This is a genomic window from Achromobacter sp. ACM05, from assembly GCF_019218915.1.
GTDB classification, from domain to species: domain Bacteria; phylum Pseudomonadota; class Gammaproteobacteria; order Burkholderiales; family Burkholderiaceae_B; genus Achromobacter; species Achromobacter animicus.
The window spans coordinates 1287771-1303220 of the sequence record NZ_JAHUWQ010000002.1 but is presented as its reverse complement, the minus strand read 5'-3'; the positions used below and the strand labels follow the sequence as shown (position 1 = coordinate 1303220).

General features: G+C 66.8%; 14 protein-coding genes. 5 read left to right on the top strand and 9 right to left on the bottom strand.

Translation table 11 applies throughout. From position 1 onward, the window contains the following. Positions 1-77: 77 nt before the first annotated feature. Complete coding sequence (locus tag KW836_RS16850) at positions 78-746, top strand: HAD family phosphatase (RefSeq protein WP_218344116.1); 669 nt, start codon at positions 78-80, stop codon at positions 744-746. A gap of 14 nt (positions 747-760) precedes the next feature. On the opposite strand, the gene KW836_RS16845 is transcribed toward KW836_RS16850, so the two are convergent. The 4 genes from KW836_RS16845 to KW836_RS16830 form a co-directional block, all read right to left on the bottom strand. After that, positions 761-1918 (bottom strand): nitronate monooxygenase family protein, encoded by a 1158-nt coding sequence (locus KW836_RS16845; protein WP_218344115.1) that lies wholly within the window; start codon positions 1916-1918, stop codon positions 761-763. Positions 1919-2044: 126 nt separating this feature from the next. Beyond that, complete coding sequence (locus KW836_RS16840) at positions 2045-3430, bottom strand: tripartite tricarboxylate transporter permease (RefSeq protein WP_218344114.1); 1386 nt, start codon at positions 3428-3430, stop codon at positions 2045-2047. After that, entirely contained in the window at positions 3427-3918 is a 492-nt protein-coding gene (locus KW836_RS16835) for a hypothetical protein (RefSeq protein ID WP_218344113.1), read from the bottom strand. Before KW836_RS16835 ends, KW836_RS16840 begins: the two co-directional genes overlap by 4 nt. 69 nt (positions 3919-3987) lie before the next feature. Continuing rightward, positions 3988-5277, bottom strand: coding sequence for a hydroxymethylglutaryl-CoA reductase, degradative (locus tag KW836_RS16830; RefSeq protein ID WP_218344306.1), 1290 nt, complete (start codon positions 5275-5277; stop codon positions 3988-3990). Between the two features lie 130 nt (positions 5278-5407). On the opposite strand from KW836_RS16830, the gene KW836_RS16825 reads away from it, so the two are divergent. Further along, positions 5408-6826 (top strand): PLP-dependent aminotransferase family protein, encoded by a 1419-nt coding sequence (locus KW836_RS16825; RefSeq protein ID WP_218344112.1) that lies wholly within the window; start codon positions 5408-5410, stop codon positions 6824-6826. Here KW836_RS16825 and KW836_RS16820 read toward each other — a convergent pair. The 4 genes from KW836_RS16820 to KW836_RS16805 all read right to left on the bottom strand — a co-directional run bounded on the left by KW836_RS16820 (position 6817) and on the right by KW836_RS16805 (position 10448). Further along, positions 6817-7644 carry an anaerobic ribonucleoside-triphosphate reductase activating protein gene (locus KW836_RS16820; protein ID WP_218344111.1) on the bottom strand — a complete coding sequence of 276 codons (828 nt, stop codon included), beginning with the start codon at positions 7642-7644 and terminating at the stop codon, positions 6817-6819. The two genes, KW836_RS16825 and KW836_RS16820, sit on opposite strands and share 10 nt — an antisense overlap. Further along, complete coding sequence (gene nrdD / locus KW836_RS16815) at positions 7610-7792, bottom strand: anaerobic ribonucleoside-triphosphate reductase (RefSeq protein WP_175121277.1); 183 nt, start codon at positions 7790-7792, stop codon at positions 7610-7612. The genes KW836_RS16820 and nrdD overlap by 35 nt, the downstream gene beginning before the upstream one ends. Before the next feature lie 94 nt (positions 7793-7886). Beyond that, entirely contained in the window at positions 7887-9881 is a 1995-nt protein-coding gene (locus KW836_RS16810; protein WP_218344110.1) for a ribonucleoside triphosphate reductase, read from the bottom strand. A gap of 216 nt (positions 9882-10097) precedes the next feature. Then, positions 10098-10448 (bottom strand): DUF3325 domain-containing protein, encoded by a 351-nt coding sequence (locus KW836_RS16805; RefSeq protein WP_175121279.1) that lies wholly within the window; start codon positions 10446-10448, stop codon positions 10098-10100. 284 nt (positions 10449-10732) lie between these two features. Here KW836_RS16805 and KW836_RS16800 point away from each other — a divergent pair, with 284 nt between their 5' ends. The 3 genes from KW836_RS16800 (at position 10733) to KW836_RS16790 (ending at position 14423) form a co-directional block, all read left to right on the top strand. Further along, positions 10733-11347, top strand: a complete 615-nt coding sequence (locus KW836_RS16800) for a hypothetical protein (protein WP_175136306.1) — start codon at positions 10733-10735, stop codon at positions 11345-11347. A gap of 13 nt (positions 11348-11360) precedes the next feature. Then, positions 11361-13727, top strand: a complete 2367-nt coding sequence (locus KW836_RS16795) for a catalase (protein WP_218344109.1) — start codon at positions 11361-11363, stop codon at positions 13725-13727. A gap of 117 nt (positions 13728-13844) precedes the next feature. Next, positions 13845-14423 carry a YSC84-related protein gene (locus KW836_RS16790; RefSeq protein ID WP_175121282.1) on the top strand — a complete coding sequence of 193 codons (579 nt, stop codon included), beginning with the start codon at positions 13845-13847 and terminating at the stop codon, positions 14421-14423. Positions 14424-14472: 49 nt separating this feature from the next. Here KW836_RS16790 and KW836_RS16785 read toward each other — a convergent pair whose 3' ends face one another. Then, positions 14473-15441, bottom strand: coding sequence for a tripartite tricarboxylate transporter substrate binding protein (locus tag KW836_RS16785; RefSeq protein ID WP_218344108.1), 969 nt, complete (start codon positions 15439-15441; stop codon positions 14473-14475). Between the last annotated feature and the right edge of the window lie 9 nt (positions 15442-15450).

Sequence of the window (15450 nt, the reverse complement as noted above, 5' to 3'; positions counted from 1 at the left end):
GGTGCCGGTCATGAGGCGGGCGCTTCGCTGTAACCGGGCTGGCCTATCATGGAGCGGCCGAACACGTTGGAGGTTACATGCACACGCCCGCCCCGCGCCTGGTCATCTTTGATTGCGATGGCGTCCTGATCGACAGCGAAATCATCGCCGCGCGCGCCCAATCCAGCGCCCTGGCCGAGCACGGCATCGCCATCACGCCCGAAGAGGCCGCGCTGCGCTTTGCCGGCATTCCGGATGCGGACATGTGGCGCACGTTGCAGGCCGAGCACGCCTGCGCGTTGCCCGAAGGCTTCGCGCGCCAGTATGCCGACCGGCTGGATCGCACGTTCCGCACCGAACTGCGCCCCTTGCCGCACGTGCACGAGACGCTGAATGTATTGAAGGAACGCGGGCTGGACCTGTGCGTCGCGTCCAGCAGCATGCCGGCCAAGCTGGAGGCGGCGCTCAAGATGGTGGGTCTGTGGGAGACGTTTGCACCGCATGTGTTCAGCACGGCGCAGGTGGCCAAGGGCAAGCCGGCGCCGGACGTTTTTCTGTACGCGGCGCGGCAGATGCGGGCCGCGGTGCTGGATTGCGTCGTGGTCGAGGACAGCGTGCCGGGTGTGCGCGCTGCCCGTGCGGCGCGCATGCGGGCAGTGGGGTTTGTGGGCGCCTCGCACAACGGACCGCAACAGCGGCAGCGGTTGCTGGACGAGGGCGCCTTTGAAGTGATCGATGATCTGCGGCGGCTGCCGGAGATCATCTGAGAGGGGCTGCCGACCTATGCCGCGGCGGGCATCTCGCCGTGCAGCAGGTAATCCATCAGTTCGCGCACGGAACGCATGGCATTGCCGAATGGCAGTTTGGACGCGCCGCGGAAGAAAAGACCGCGGCTGACTTCGCCACGCATGGCGGCCGCGAGCTTCAGGTCGATGCAGAATTGGCCGAACTTGGCGATGCCGTCGCGCAGGCCGCATTGCGTCAGGCAGTCCATACGCTGGCTGCAGCGGCGCGGATCGGCACGGGTGTTGGCTTGCAGCGTGCCTTCCTGGCGAAGGTAGCGCGTCAGCCACGGCGTGGCGACCGCACGTGCCGGCAGGCCGGCCACGCTGGTGAATTCCGCCAGTTCGGCGGGGTCGGCGTCGATCAGGACGCGCTTGAAGTTTTCGTGGGCGTCGCCTTCGTGGGTGACGGCGAACGCGGTGCCGACCTGCACGCCATCGGCGCCGTTGCTGAGCCAGTGGCGGACCTGTTCGTGGCTGCCGACGCCGCCCGCGACGATCAGGCGGGGGGCGTCACGGCCCAGTTGCAGTTCAGTGAAAAGGGCGTGGCAATCTGCCAGCACCTTTTTGAAATCGAAGCGTTCGCTGTGCAGGTCGTCGATTCGTGCCGCGCCCAGGTGGCCGCCCGCGTAACCCGGGTGTTCGATGACGACGGCGTCGGCCAGACGGCCCTTTTTCATCCACTTCTTCAGCACGGCTGCAACGCCGCGCGCTTCGGAGAGAATGGGCACCAGCGCCACTTTGGGGAAGTCGGCCGTCATTTCAGGCAGGTCGAGCGGCAGGCCCGCACCCATGACGATGGCCTCGGCGCCGCTTTCGCAGGCCTGGCGCACCAGCGCGGGATGGTCGCGCACGGCTTTCATGACGTTTACCGCCACCAGGCCGCGCCCTTGCGCCGTATCGAGCGCGGCGCGGACCTCCCGATGCAGGGCCTCGCGGTTTGCGGTGTCGATCGTGTCGCGGTCATTGCATTTTTCGGTTTTTTCCACGAGATCGGCGTGGTGATGGCGCAAATCGACGCTGGCAATGGTGCCCACGGCGTTCTGGCTGGCAACCGCGCCGGCCAGGCGATGGGCGGATACGCCAACGCCCATGCCGCCCTGCACGATGGGCAGCAACTCGCGTCCGGCGAGGGTGAGTGATTTGAACCACGTCATGATATGAGTCTTTCCTCTGGTCAAGAGAGCAGAGGCTAGAGCAACGTGGGGAGCGCCGCCTTGCGAAGGATCAAGTGGTGCGGCAATGGGCGGGGGCCAGACAGCTCCCGCCCATCCGTCACGTTTTTATCCCAGCAGCTTGATCATCGCCGGCACGGACAGCACGGCGGTGTAGTAGCCCTTGAACTGCACGCCGGTATTGAAGCCGAACAGGCGCGACAGCAGGCCGCCGATGAGGCCCATGGTCAGGATGACGAGCAGGCCCAGGAATTGGCCTTCCCAGACGCTGATCACGATGATCAGGCCGACAAACGTGGCGATGATGGCCTCGTGGCTGACGCGGCGCGACACGAACAGCGCGGCGCGGCGCGCGAAGTTCATGGCGAAGGGATAGGACACCACTGCCGCCAGCAGCACCGCCAGCATGCCGTAACCCAGGAATTCCCAATGGTTCAGCAGGTTGTGCAGGTTGTGCGTCTGGCCCGTTGCCGAATCCACCGTGAAGCGGGGCGGGGCGTTGAAGAGCGGCGCGGCCGGTCCCGCCGCCACGGGGCTCAGGGGCAGGCCGAAGGCGATCAGCGGAATCAGGGCCTCGGCGATGTAGGTGGCCTCGGTCACGCCGTTGCGCGCGCTCAGCACCGTCGTCAGCCGGTGATAGGCGTGCTTGACGCGCGAGCCCACCAGTTCGCCCAGCACGACGGTCATGGCGACCGGGCTGAACACGAAGGTGGCGCTGGACACGGCTGCGGTGGCAAGCGTCCAGCGCGTCTGCACCCGGTCCATGACTTTCAGCGGGTTCGGAAAGTAGCCCGACCAGCCTTTTACGTCAGGCGCCAGCGAGAACGTGCGCACCTTGTCGCGCATCATCTTGCCGCGGCCTTGCGGCGACAGCACGGTGAACAGGTCGGCGATCAGCGGTCCGATGGCGATGCCCAGGAAGTAGCTGATGCTGAGCTTGACGCCGTACTTGGCCGTCAGGCTTTGCAGCGCAATGATCACCATGACGAACGGCACCAGCAGCGCCACCGCCGCCCAGCGTCCCGCGGAAAAATACGCGATCAGCAATGCGGCCGCCAGGAAGATCCATGGGGCGGACTTGGTGATGGCGGCGCCGAACGGCGCCAGCAGCACGGCGAACAGCACCGCCAGCGGCACCGCGACAAAGGCGGCGACGATGGCGCCGGACACCATCTTGCGCAGCGCAATGTGCGGCACGCCCAGCTTGCGCAGCATGTTCGCGTCCTGCAGCAGCGGCGTGGCCAGGGTGTCGCCCGGGATGCCCAGCAGCGCGGTCGGCACGGCGTGCGTCATGTGCTTGGCCACCGCGCCCGCTAGAAAGAACGTAAAGACGCCGGCGGGCGGCACGCCCAGCAGCACGACCAGCAGCGTCAGCGGCGCGAGCGTCGTGGTTTCATCGGTGCCGGACACCAGGCCGATGGCCGCAAACACGACCGCGCCCAGCAGGCCCATGCCCGCGGCCACCATGATTTGTTCAAGCAGTTCGGGGCTCATGCCAAGGCCTCCTTGGCGACGCCGCGCCGGGGGTCGGCAACATCGGCGGCAGCGGCAGAGATGGCGGGCGCCGCGGGCTGCGCGAACAGGTCGTACAGGTCCAGTTCCTTCAGCTCGCGCACCACGGCCTCGGGTAGGTCCGCCAGCGTGCCGAGGCCGCCGGGCTGTTCGGCCAACTCGGCCAGCACTTCGGCGCGCCAGGCAGGATCGTGCGTGGCGCTGTGCTCGACGACCTCGCGTTTGGGCGGGAACAGTCGGGCGCAGATCACGCCAGCCAGCACGCAGCCGGCCAGTCCGGCCAGCATCGCGTATGCGTGCGCGAGCTCGGGTGACGCCACCACGCCGCGCAGCCAGCGGCTGGCGGCAAAGAAGCCGGCCACGCTGACCGAGATCCCAATGCCGATGGCCCAGGCCAGATGCCTGAGATCCACGGTGTCGCTCCAGACTTCAGCCAGGCGCGTGGACGGCGCCTGAGGGCTTTGTTTCATGTCTCTCTCCTGTGTTTATCGGACGGCGCGCGGGGTGACCGGCGCCGCCTCGGGTACTCGCCGTGCGGGTTATCGGGACGCGCGCAGCTCCTCCAGCAAGGCCAGCGCGCGGTCGGTGCGGACGTCTTTTTCCGCGGCCATGCGCTTGGCGACCTCGTCGATCTCCGCGCCCGTGGCGCCGGCCACCAGCGCGATGTTGCGGGCGTGCAGCGCCATGTGGCCGCGCTGGATGCCTTCGGTGGCCAGCGCCCGCAGCGCGCCCAGATTCTGCGCCAGACCGACGGCCACGGCGACTTCGCCCAACTCCTGCGCGGAGCGTACGTCCATGATCTTGAGCGCAAGCCGCGCCAGCGGATGGGTCTTGGTGGCGCCGCCGACCAGGCCCACGGGCATGGGCATCTCGATGCTGCCGACCAGTGCGCCCGACGTGTCCTTTTCCCAGTGGGTCAGCGACGTGTAGCGGCCCGACCGGGCGGCGTAGGCGTGCGCGCCGGCCTCGACCGCGCGCCAATCGTTGCCGGTGGCGACGATGACCGGGTCGATGCCGTTCATGATGCCCTTGTTGTGCGTCGCGGCGCGGTACGGGTCGATGGCGGCGAACGTGTACGCGTCCAGCACGCCTTCGATGATCTCGGCGCCGCTGCGCTCCCTGGTGTCCAGCGTCTGCGGCGTCAGGCGCACGCGGGCGCGGGCCAGCCGCAGGTCGGCCAGGTTGGACAGGATGCGCAGGCGGACCGAGCCGCCGACAATTTCCTCGACCAGCGGGGCCACGGCCTCGGCCATGGTGTTGACGGTGTTGGCGCCCATGGCGTCGCGCACGTCGACAATCAGGTGCATCACGATCATCGGGCCGCGCGGCGTGTCCGGGAACACGTGGACCTCGATGTCCTGGCAGCCGCCGCCCAGTTCGATCAGCACCTTGTCGCGGCTGTTGGCCAGCGTCAGGATGCGTTCGCGTTCGCGCAGCAGAGCAAGGCGCGCGCCATGCGGGTCGGTCAGGCCCAGGACCTGCACCTGTGCGCGCATGAGCGGGCGGGTGCTGGACGTCTCGAAGCCGCCGCCTTCTCGCGCCAGCTTGGCCATGAACGAGGCGGCCGCCACCACGGACGGCTCTTCCACGGCCATCGGCACGAGCACGTCGCGGCCATTGACCTGGAAGTTGCCCGCCACGCCCAGCGGCAGCTCGAACGTCCCCAGGACGTTTTCGATCATGCCGTCGGCGCGGGCCAGGTTCAGCGCGCCGGGCTCGGCCAGCATTTGGCGCTCTTCATCGGTAAGCGAGGCGGCGTCGGCAATGAAGGCCAGGCGTTGGGCGGGGGTGAGGGCCCGGAAGTTGGGCAGGCGTGAATCGGCCACGATGGCGTGTCTCCGTATAAGAATCGAGTGGCCTGATTCTAGGTAAACTGTACCGCTATTCAGAGGTACAGTTTGGGCAAACAGTACCATTGCACTGCACCAATTTTGGCAACGACAAGACGGGGATCGCAACGTGGATGACGCCAATTCGCCGGGCAGGCCGCAGCGCGCGGCGCCCATCGCCGAGAGCCTGGCTAACCTGATCGGCCAGCAGATCGCCGACGGCGTCTACCGCGCGGGCGACAAGCTGCCGTCCTTGCGCGAGCTGGCGCAACTGCACCGCTACGCCAAGAACACAGTCGTGGTGGCGTTTGAAATGCTGGTGGCGCGCGGGCTGGTCGAACCGCGGCGCGGCTCGGGCTTCTATGTGCTGGACGTCGATCACGCGCGCCCGGCCGCGGACGAAGAGCCGGGGCAATTGAGCCGGGCGATGGACATCGTGTGGCTGATGCGCGAACAGCTCAAGACCCAACCAGATGCGGTCGCCGTGGGCGACGGCTTTCCGCCGGTGGAGTGGCTGGCGGACATGCGCATGGATCGGTATCACCAGAAGGTGGTGCGCACGGGTTTGGGCGCGCTGTTCCGCTACGGCAGCCGCTTTGGCTATGCGCCGCTGCGCGAAAGCCTGGTCCGCAAGCTGGGCGACGTGGGCATCAACACCGCGCCGTCGCAACTGGTGCTGACGCATGGCGCCAACGAGGCAATGGATCTGGTGATCCGCTACTTCCTGCCGCCGGGGTCGACGGTGCTGGTGGACAATCCCGGCTACTACCCGCTCTTTGGCAAGCTGAAGCTGGCCGGCGTGCGAATGCTGGGCGTGCCGCGCCTGCCTGACGGGCCGGACGTCGTTGCACTGGAATCGTTGCTGCAGCGCGAAAAGCCGCGCCTCTTCTTTACGCAGTCGATCGCGCACAATCCCACCGGCTCGGACATGTCGCCGGCCAAGGCCTACAAGATCCTGCAACTGTCAGAGCGCTACAACCTGATGGTGGTCGAAAACGACCCGCTGGCGGACTTCAAGCCCACGTCGTCGGTCAGGCTGTCGGCGCTGGATCAGCTTGAGCGCACCATCTACATCGGCAGCTTCTCGAAGTCTTTCTCGGCGGCGTTGCGCGTGGGTTTCATCGCGTGCAACGCCGCGCTGGCAAGCGACCTGGCCGATCTCAAGGCGCTGGTGCACGTCAGCAGTTCTGAATATTGCGAGCGCATGGTGGACGTGATGCTGCGCGAGGGCCATTACGAGCGGCATCTGGTGCGGCTGCGGCAGCGGCTGGAAGCTGCGACCGGCCAGGCGTTGCAGGTGCTGGATTCGCTGGGCGCGCAGGTGTTCACGCGGCCGACCAGTTCGTTGTATCTGTGGGCTGCGTTTCCCGGCGTGGCGGATTCGCTGACGCTGGCCGCGGCGCTGATGCCCGAGAAGGTCATCATGGCGCCGGGTCGCGTGTTCAGCGTGGATCCCACGGCGGTGTCGCCGTGGTCCCGCTGCAATGTGGGCGCCGTGGTGTCGCCGCGCTTCCACGCCACCCTGGCTGCGCATCTGAATCAGCGATAGGCGAATTCCTGAAAGGCCTGCCGCAGCTCGGCCTGCGCCTGGTTGCTGAGCGCCCGCGCGACGGGCGTGCCGGGTGCGGCGCGCGCGGCCTGCACCGCAAAGCGACGCACGCCTCGGCGGGCCAGTTCCCGCGCCAGCGCCATCAGCCGCGATTCGTCCAGCCAGTCGGGATGCCACGTGATGCGGCATTCGAAATCCAGTCCGGCGGACAGCAACTGCGTCAGGCACGCCAGCGCCGGTCGCTGGGAATCGCGCCGGCCCGTGATGTCGTCGTAACCCTTGGCGTCCGCCTTGATGTCCATGCCCACCCAGTCCAGATGACGCAGCACGTCGGCAAGCCGTAGCGGGTAGATGCCCGCGGTGTGCAGGCCCACGCGGTAGCCCATGCGCTTGACGTCCCGGATCATGGCGGGCAGGCGCGGCTCGCTCAGCGGCTCTCCGCCTGAGAACACAACGGCGTCCAGGAGGCCCTTGCGGGTTTCGAGGAAGGCGCGGACCTCGCGCCAGTCATAGCGGGCGGCGCGCGTCTGGAGTTCGACGTTGTGGCAATAGTGACAGCGCCACGGGCAGCCCGAAATGAACACGACCGCGGCCAGTTGGCCGGGCCAGTCGACGGTGGAAAAAGGCACCAGCCCGCCCACGGCGGGCGAGTGCCGGGGCAGGGGCTGGATAACCGGCTGCGGCGGTGCGGCATAGGCCGGCCGATCCGCCAGCAGGCGAATGGCCTGGGCGGCGGGCCGGCCGGCGCCGCCGGCCTGCGAGTTGCCCTGGGGCGATCCGCCTTCAGGCACTGCGTTCGACGAAGAAGCGGCGCTCATTGAATTCGCCCTGTTTGCCGGTGTTGAAGGAAGAAACCGGGCGGTGGTAGCCCATCACCCGGGTCCAGACTTCGCAGCGCACGCGCTGGCTGTCGTCCAGTTGGACAGCGGGAGCGGACGCGGCGACGGGAGCGGTCAAGGTTTGCATAGGTTTTCCTCGGAAAGTGATGCCGGACGCTTGCCCGGCGGGTAAAGGACGGCGCGCGCCGGAAGGTTGCGCACCGCCCCGGATTCCGGCAACGCTAGGCCGGGGTGCAGCAAGACGATTGCTTGGCCAGCAGTTCCGCGTCGCACTTGGGGCAGAACTCGTGGTGCCCGGCCAGGTAGCCGTGATTCGGGCAGATGGAGAACGTGGGCGTGACCGTGATGTAAGGCAGGCGGAAGTTGGTGAGCGCGCGGCGCACGAGCTGCTTGCAGGCCTCGGCGGTGGACACGGCCTCGTTCATGTATAGGTGCAGCACGGTGCCGCCCGTGTACTTGCTTTGCAGCGTTTCCTGCAGTTGCAGCGCGTGGAAGGGATCGTCCGTGTAGCCCACCGGCAACTGGCTGGAGTTGGTGTAGTAGGGCTGGGCGTCCGTGCCCGCTTGCAGGATGCCGGGGTAGCGCTTGCGGTCTTCGCGGGCGAAGCGGTAGGTCGTGCCTTCGGCCGGCGTGGCCTCCAGGTTGTAGAGGTGGCCGGTTTCTTCCTGGAATTCGGTCATGCGCTGGCGCACGCGGTCCAGGAGGCGCACAGCAAACGCGTGGCCGGCGGGCGTGGTCACGTCTTCGGCGTCGTCCGTGAAGTTGCGGATCATCTCGTTGATGCCGTTCACGCCCAGCGTGCTGAAGTGATTGCGCAGCGTGCCCAGGTAGCGGCGGGTGTAGGGGTAGAGGCCCTGGTCGATGTAGCGCTGCACTACCTTGCGCTTGGTTTCCAGCACGTCGCGGCCCAGCGCCAGCAGGTGGTCCAGGCGCGCCATCAGCCGCTCCTCGTCGCCGCGGCAGGTATGGCCCAGACGGGCGCAGTTCACAGTCACCACGCCGACCGAACCGGTCTGCTCGGCCGAACCGAAGAGGCCGTTGCCGCGCTTCAGGAGTTCGCGCAGGTCGAGCTGCAGGCGGCAGCACATGGAGCGCACCATGTGCGGCTCCAGGTCGGAGTTCAGGAAGTTCTGGAAGTACGGCAATCCGTAGCGCGCCGTCATTTCAAAGAGGCGCTCGGTATTGGGATGGTCCCAGTCGAAATCGGGCGTGATGTTGTACGTGGGGATGGGGAACGTGAACACGCGGCCCTTCGCGTCGCCGGCCATCATGACCTCGATGTACGCGCGGTTGATCATGTCCATCTCGGCCTGCAGGTCGCCGTAGGAGAACGGCATTTCCTCGCCGCCCACGTAAGGGATCTGGTCCTTCAGGTCGGCCGGGCAGGTCCAGTCGAACGTGAGGTTGGTGAAGGGCGTTTGTGTGCCCCAGCGGCTGGGCACGTTCAGGTTGAAGATGAGTTCCTGGATGGATTGCTTGACGTCCGCGTAGGTCATCGCGTCGCGGCGGATGAAGGGCGCCATGTAGGTGTCGAACGAGCTGAACGCCTGCGCGCCGGCCCATTCGTTCTGCAGCGTGCCCAGGAAGTTGACGATTTGGCCGATGGCGGCCGACATGTGTTTGGGCGGCGTGGATTCGACCTTGCCGGGAATGCCGTTGAAGCCTTCGGTCAGCAACTGGCGCAGCGACCAGCCGGCGCAGTAGCCGCTGAGCATGTCCAGGTCGTGGATGTGGATGTCGCCTTCGCGGTGGGCATGGCCGGCTTCCGGCGTGAAGACGTTGGACAGCCAATAGTTGGCAGTGACCTTGCCGGCGACGTTCAGGATGAGGCCGCCCAGGCTGTAGCCCTGATTGGCGTTGGCGTTGACGCGCCAATCGCGCTGTTCCAGATACTCTTCCATGGCGCTTTCGACATCGACCAGCGTATGGCGCAGCGAACGCAGGCGGGCGTGCTGCTCGCGGTGGACGATGTAGGCGCGCGCCGTGCGCCAGTGGCCTGCCTGGACCAGCACGTCTTCGACGCGGTTCTGGATGGTTTCGACGCCGGGGCAGACGTTGCCGTCCAGCTTTGCGATGACGGTGCCGGTCAGCGCGCGCGCGCCTTGCAGGTCCAACTCCCCGGTGCTTTGGCCCGCCGCCGCCATGGCTTGCGCGATCTTCTCGCTATCGAATGCAACGACGCGGCCGTCGCGCTTGAGGATGTGTTGGATTTCCATTATTGGCACCATATGTAGTGGAGTGCGAAGACTCTATCACCACATATGGTGCTGGAACCGCTGGATGTGGATGCCGGTTGACCCGCATCAAATGGCCGAAAACCGTCGTGAATTTGCGCAATGCGGCGATCGGTCGCACCCGGCGCCTGCCGCCGGCCTGGTACCTGGCGCCTGCGGCCGGCCTGGTACCTGGCGGCCGCGGCCGGCCCGGCCGGATCAGAAGCCGATACTCACGCCCAGCAGGGAAATCGCCACCGCGACCGCCGCCGTGCCGGCGGCCGGCCGCGGGGCCCATGACAGCAGGCCGAACCACAGCAGCGCGCCTGCGGACAGCCAGCCCAGCCAGACCACCATCCCCAGCACGTCGCCCCACAGGCCCACGCAGGGAAGGATGGCCAGCCCCATCAACAGGACCCCGGCGCCGCGCAGGACGCGCGTGTGGCCGGCGTGCGGATTGCGCGTCCAGACCTGGTGATAGTGACGGGGGGTGGCGAGCGCCAGGCAAGCCATGCCGGCGTAGGTCAGCAGCAAGGCCATCGCGATGGCGCAGAGGTCGTTCATGGTCATGCGGCTGCTTTGTTGCGCGGGTCGCTGTGCCTGCCGGGTGGCGCGACGCCCTTGCGCTGTTGTGGGTAATGCCCCCGATTCTACGGGAATCGGCGCGGCGTCCGGCTTTGGAGCGCTTTGTATTTTCTGCACAGCTTCCGGGCCGCCACTGCTCTCAAGGCGGCAATCGCCTGTGCGGTTCGGCGGACGCAGCCTCGGGAACGCGAATTGCTGTGTTCGCGCCTCCATCGGAAGCGATCGCCCGCCGTGCGCATCGTTGATGACCTACGACAAGGAGCCCAACCATGAAACGCAAAGCCGGAAACGCCCGCCAGATCAAGGAGCTGCTGTACCAGGCGCTGGAAACCGAGATCGGCGGCCTTGCCATTTACGAGACTGCGGTCAGCTGTGCCATCAATGAAGACCTGAAGAAAGAATGGCTGGGCTATCTGGAAGAAACCCGCACCCATCGCCGTGTGTTGCTGACGGTGTTCGAACAACTGAAGCTGGACCCGCAGGCCAAGTCGCCGGGCCGCGACGTGGTGCGTCACCTGGGCGAATCGCTGGTGCGGGCGATGAAGATGGCCATCAACGCCGGCGACCCGGCCGCGGCTCAGCTGGTGGCGACCGAATGCGTGGTGCTGGCCGAGACCAAGGACCACGCCAACTGGTCGCTGATCGGGCTGATTGCCGAGCAGCAATCGGGCGAAGAAGCCAAGATCCTGAAGCAGGCCTATGACGCCGTGGCCACCGATGAGGACCATCACCTGTATCACACGCAAGGTTGGTCGCGCGAGTTGTGGATCGAGTCGCTGGGATTCCCGGCCGTGCTGCCGCCGCCCGAAGAGGTAAAGAAGGTGGAAACCGCCATTGGTGCGTCCCGCGCCGAGCAGGCGCGCGAAACGATGCTGACCCATTAAGGAGAAAAAAATCATGGCAAGCAAGAAGCCAGCAAAGGGCGGCGCGCTCGACACCGCCTACATGAATACCGACAGCGGTCCGGCCACCGGTCCCGCCGGCAAGCCGACCCACCCCGCGCTCCAGCGCGCGGCTGCCGTGGGCGCCACCACAGGCGCCATCCCCCATAACGCCAACAAGGAAGCGGAGTACGGCGAGCAGGCCGCGCGCTGTCCCTACGCTGGCGCACACGTGGGCACGGTGGACCCCGCCGTGGGCGCAAGCTCGCTGTCCGAGAAGGAAGTCTCGGACAAGACGGGCGATGCCGCCACGCCGGGCGTAAACCAGAACGACGGTACGTTGCCCCGCGTGCGCGCGGACGGCGGCGGCCAAGCCCTGACCACCAACCAGGGCGTGCGCATCAGCGACAACCAGCACTCGCTGAAAGCAGGGCTGCGCGGGCCGGCGCTGCTGAAGGACTTCATCCTGCGTGAAAAGATCACGCATTTCGACCACGAGCGCATCCCCGAGCGCATCGTGCACGCGCGCGGCTCGGCTGCCCACGGCTACTTCGAGTGCTACAAGCCGCTGACGGACCTGACCGCTGCGTCGCTGTTTGCCGAGGCCGGCAAGCGGACCCCGGTCTTCGTGCGCTTTTCGACCGTGGCTGGTGAGCGCGGGTCCAAGGATACGGCGCGCGACGTGCGCGGCTTTGCCGTGAAGTTCTACACGGACGAGGGCAACTGGGACCTGGTCGGCAACAACATGCCGGTGTTCTTCATCCAGGACGCAATGAAGTTCCCGGACCTGGTTCACGCGGTCAAGCCCGAACCGCACCATGGCATGCCGCAGGCGGCTTCCGCGCACGACACCTTCTGGGACTTCGTGTCGCTCATGCCCGAATCGACGCACATGCTGATGTGGGCGATGTCGGACCGCGCCATTCCGCGCAGCTACCGGATGATGCAGGGCTTTGGCGTGCACACGTTCCGCTTCGTCAACGCGCAGGGCGAATCGCGGCTGGTGAAATTCCACTGGAACCCGATCCTGGGCACGCATTCGCAGGTGTGGAACGAAGCGGTCAAGGTGTCGGGCGCGGACCCGGACTATCACCGGCGCGATCTGTGGGAAGCGATCGACGCGGGCCATGGCCCCGAATGGGAACTGGGTGTGCAGGTCTTCACCGAGGATCAGGCCGAAGGGTTCAGCTTCGACGTGCTGGACGCCACCAAGATCGTGCCCGAGGAACTGGTGCCGGTCGTGCCGATTGGCCGCATGGTGCTGGACCGCAACCCCGACAACTTTTTTGCCGAGACCGAGCAGGTGGCGTTCTGCGCCGCGCACGTGGTGCCCGGCGTGGACTTCACGAATGACCCTCTGCTGGCTGGCCGCATCCATTCCTACGTCGACACGCAGATCTCGCGTTTGGGCGGCCCGAACTTCCACGAGATTCCCATCAACGCGCCGCTGGCGCCGGTGCACAACAACCAGCGCGACGGCATGCACCGCCAGGCCATCCATCGCGGCCGGGTGGCCTATGAGCCCAATTCGCTGGCCGGCGGCTGCCCGTTCCAGGCGGGCATGGACGGCTTCGTGTCGTTCCCGGAACCGGTGACGAGCGATGAATTGCGCGGGCATCCCGAAAAGTTTGCCGAGCACTACAACCAGGCCACGCTGTTCTACGACAGCCAGACCGCCTGGGAGCGCAAGCACATCGTCGATGCCTTCGCGTTCGAGCTCAGCAAGGTGACCGTGCCGCAGATCCGCCAGCGCATGGTGGCGTCCCTGCGCAACGTGTCCGACGAGTTGGCCCAAGGGGTGGCCGATCAGCTCGGCATGGCGCTGCCGGACCCGTTGCCGCGCGCCATAAAGAACCCGCCCAAGCCCGAAGTGCAGGTGTCGCCATCGCTGTCCCTGACCGCGCGGCCGGGCGACGGCAGCGTAGCTACGCGCAAGGTCGCGATCCTGGTGGCTGAAGGCGTGGATGGCAAATCCGTATCCGCGGTGGCCGACGCACTGATTCAGGCGGGCGCCGTCGTGCGGCTGGTGGGTCAGCGCATTGGTCCCGTCCAGACCGTCGACGGCGGCGCGTTCGATGCGGATGCGTCGCTGGACAACCATCCGTCCGGCGTGTTCGACGGGGCGGTGGTGGCGGGCGGCGCGGATGCCGCGGCGCTCCTGGCTGCCGACGGTCGGGCGCTTGAGTTCCTGCGTGATGCCTACCGGCACGGCAAGACGCTGATGGGCATCGGCGACGGCGTGCAGGTCTACGCGGCCGCAGGCATCGATCCCGATCCGAACGATGGCGGTCTGCTGCTGGGCGGGGAAGATCCGCAGGCGTTCATCGCGGCGCTGGGCAAACACCGCCATCCGGAGCGGGAGACCACGCCACCGAAGGTATGAGGACGCGCCCGCACGGGTAAGAACGGATCATTGACACGTGCGGGGCGGCTGCGAATACTGAGCCGGCAGGTCGGACGCGCGCAATGGGCGCGCGTCCTTCTTAACCGGGGAGGCCGTATGAATCGCGCGTCCGTGTTGCCTGTGAAGTTCCTTGGCTGGCTCTGCGCCAGCCTTTTGACTTTTTCCGCCCTGGTCAGCGTCTCGCCGTCCGCGCGGGCCGCGTCGGCGGCGGAGATCGGCGCCGACGCGATGGCGGCGCTGGAGCAGCTTTACTCCCAGGATCCGCGCATGCGTGAACTGGGCAAGCAGGCTGTCGCGGTGCTGGTGTTTCCCGACATCATCAAGGGCGGCTTCCTGGTCGGCGGCGAGCGCGGCTCGGGCGCATTGATCCGCCGCGGGCAGGTCGAAGGGTTTTATTCGATATCTGCACTGTCTTTCGGGTTCCAGGCCGGCGCCCAGCAGTTTTCGTACGCGCTGTTCTTCATGAATGAGCCGGCGCTGGCGTACCTGGATCAGAGCGACGGTTGGAGTCTGGGGGCGGGGCCCAGCCTGGTCGTGGTGGATCAGGGCTACGCCGCCAGCATCTCGACCACCACCTTGACGCAAGACGTGTACGCGGTGCCGTTTGGCGAGCAGGGCCTGATGGCGGGGATGGGTCTGCAAGGATCGAAGATCAGCCGCATGGATCCGAACTGAGTCATTTGCAGAAATGGGGGCGGGACCCCGGTTGGCGTCCCGCCGGCCGTCATTCCAGCGTTATGCCGGCACGCTGGGCGATGGCGCTGAAAGTGGCGATTTCTATCGCAATCTGCTCGCGGAAAGCCTGCCCTGGCAGGAAGACCGGATTCAGTGACAGTTCCGATACGCGCTTGCGCACCTGAGTGTCCTGCATGATTTCCGCCATTACCCGGTTCAAGGTGTGCATGACCGGAGTCGGCGTGTTCGCCGGCGCGACCAATCCGTACCAGCCCACGAACGACACCTCCGGCATGCCCGCTTCGGCGAAGGTCGGCACGTCCGGCAATTGCAGCATGCGTTGCTCGCCGGTGACGGCCAGTGCGCGGATCTTGCCGGCGCGCACGTGGGCGGCGGACGCCGACACCGTATCGACGGCCAGCGCGATCTCGCCGCTGATCAGCGCGGTCATGAGTTGCGCGCTGCCCTTGTAGGGCACTGGCGTCATCTTGGCGCCGGCAGCCTGCGCGAACATCTCGCCGGTGAGGTGGGGGGCGGACCCGGAGCCGAACGTGCCGTACATCAGTCCGCCTTTGGCGCTTTCCTGTCGGGCGAGCTCCGCCGCCTGTTGTGGCGTCGCCGCGGGCAGCGCGTTTTGCGCCAGCAGCACGACGGGCGCCATGGCGACGATGCCAATGTGCTCGAAGCTGCGCACGGGATCGTAGGGCAGCGAGGGTTTGAGTGCGGGCAGGACGCTGTACGTGGTGCTGCCCGACAGCATGAGCGTGTAGCCGTCGGGCGCTGCGCGGGCGACGGCCTCGGCGCCGATAAGCGTGGAGGCGCCGGGGCGATTCTCGACGATGACGGGCTGACCCAGCTTGCCCGACAACTTGGTGGCGAGCAGGCGCGCCACCGCGTCGGTGGCGCCGCCCGGCGTGAACGGGACGACGATCTTGATGGCCTGGTCCGGATACGCGGCGTGGGCATTCGCGGCGGCAAGTGTCAACGCCAACAGGGCGGTGCGAAGTCTGGCGGTCATGATGGGGCT

Coding starts and splice junctions, on each gene's coding strand:
- KW836_RS16790 (WP_175121282.1), top strand. CDS start 13,845: ATGAATCGCGCGTCCGTGTTGCCTGTGAAGTTCCTTGGCTGGCTCTGC.
- nrdD (WP_175121277.1), bottom strand. CDS start 7,792: ATGCAAACCTTGACCGCTCCCGTCGCCGCGTCCGCTCCCGCTGTCCAA.
- KW836_RS16795 (WP_218344109.1), top strand. CDS start 11,361: ATGGCAAGCAAGAAGCCAGCAAAGGGCGGCGCGCTCGACACCGCCTAC.
- KW836_RS16820 (WP_218344111.1), bottom strand. CDS start 7,644: ATGAGCGCCGCTTCTTCGTCGAACGCAGTGCCTGAAGGCGGATCGCCC.
- KW836_RS16800 (WP_175136306.1), top strand. CDS start 10,733: ATGAAACGCAAAGCCGGAAACGCCCGCCAGATCAAGGAGCTGCTGTAC.
- KW836_RS16810 (WP_218344110.1), bottom strand. CDS start 9,881: ATGGAAATCCAACACATCCTCAAGCGCGACGGCCGCGTCGTTGCATTC.
- KW836_RS16850 (WP_218344116.1), top strand. CDS start 78: ATGCACACGCCCGCCCCGCGCCTGGTCATCTTTGATTGCGATGGCGTC.
- KW836_RS16835 (WP_218344113.1), bottom strand. CDS start 3,918: ATGAAACAAAGCCCTCAGGCGCCGTCCACGCGCCTGGCTGAAGTCTGG.
- KW836_RS16805 (WP_175121279.1), bottom strand. CDS start 10,448: ATGACCATGAACGACCTCTGCGCCATCGCGATGGCCTTGCTGCTGACC.
- KW836_RS16840 (WP_218344114.1), bottom strand. CDS start 3,430: ATGAGCCCCGAACTGCTTGAACAAATCATGGTGGCCGCGGGCATGGGC.
- KW836_RS16845 (WP_218344115.1), bottom strand. CDS start 1,918: ATGACGTGGTTCAAATCACTCACCCTCGCCGGACGCGAGTTGCTGCCC.
- KW836_RS16785 (WP_218344108.1), bottom strand. CDS start 15,441: ATGACCGCCAGACTTCGCACCGCCCTGTTGGCGTTGACACTTGCCGCC.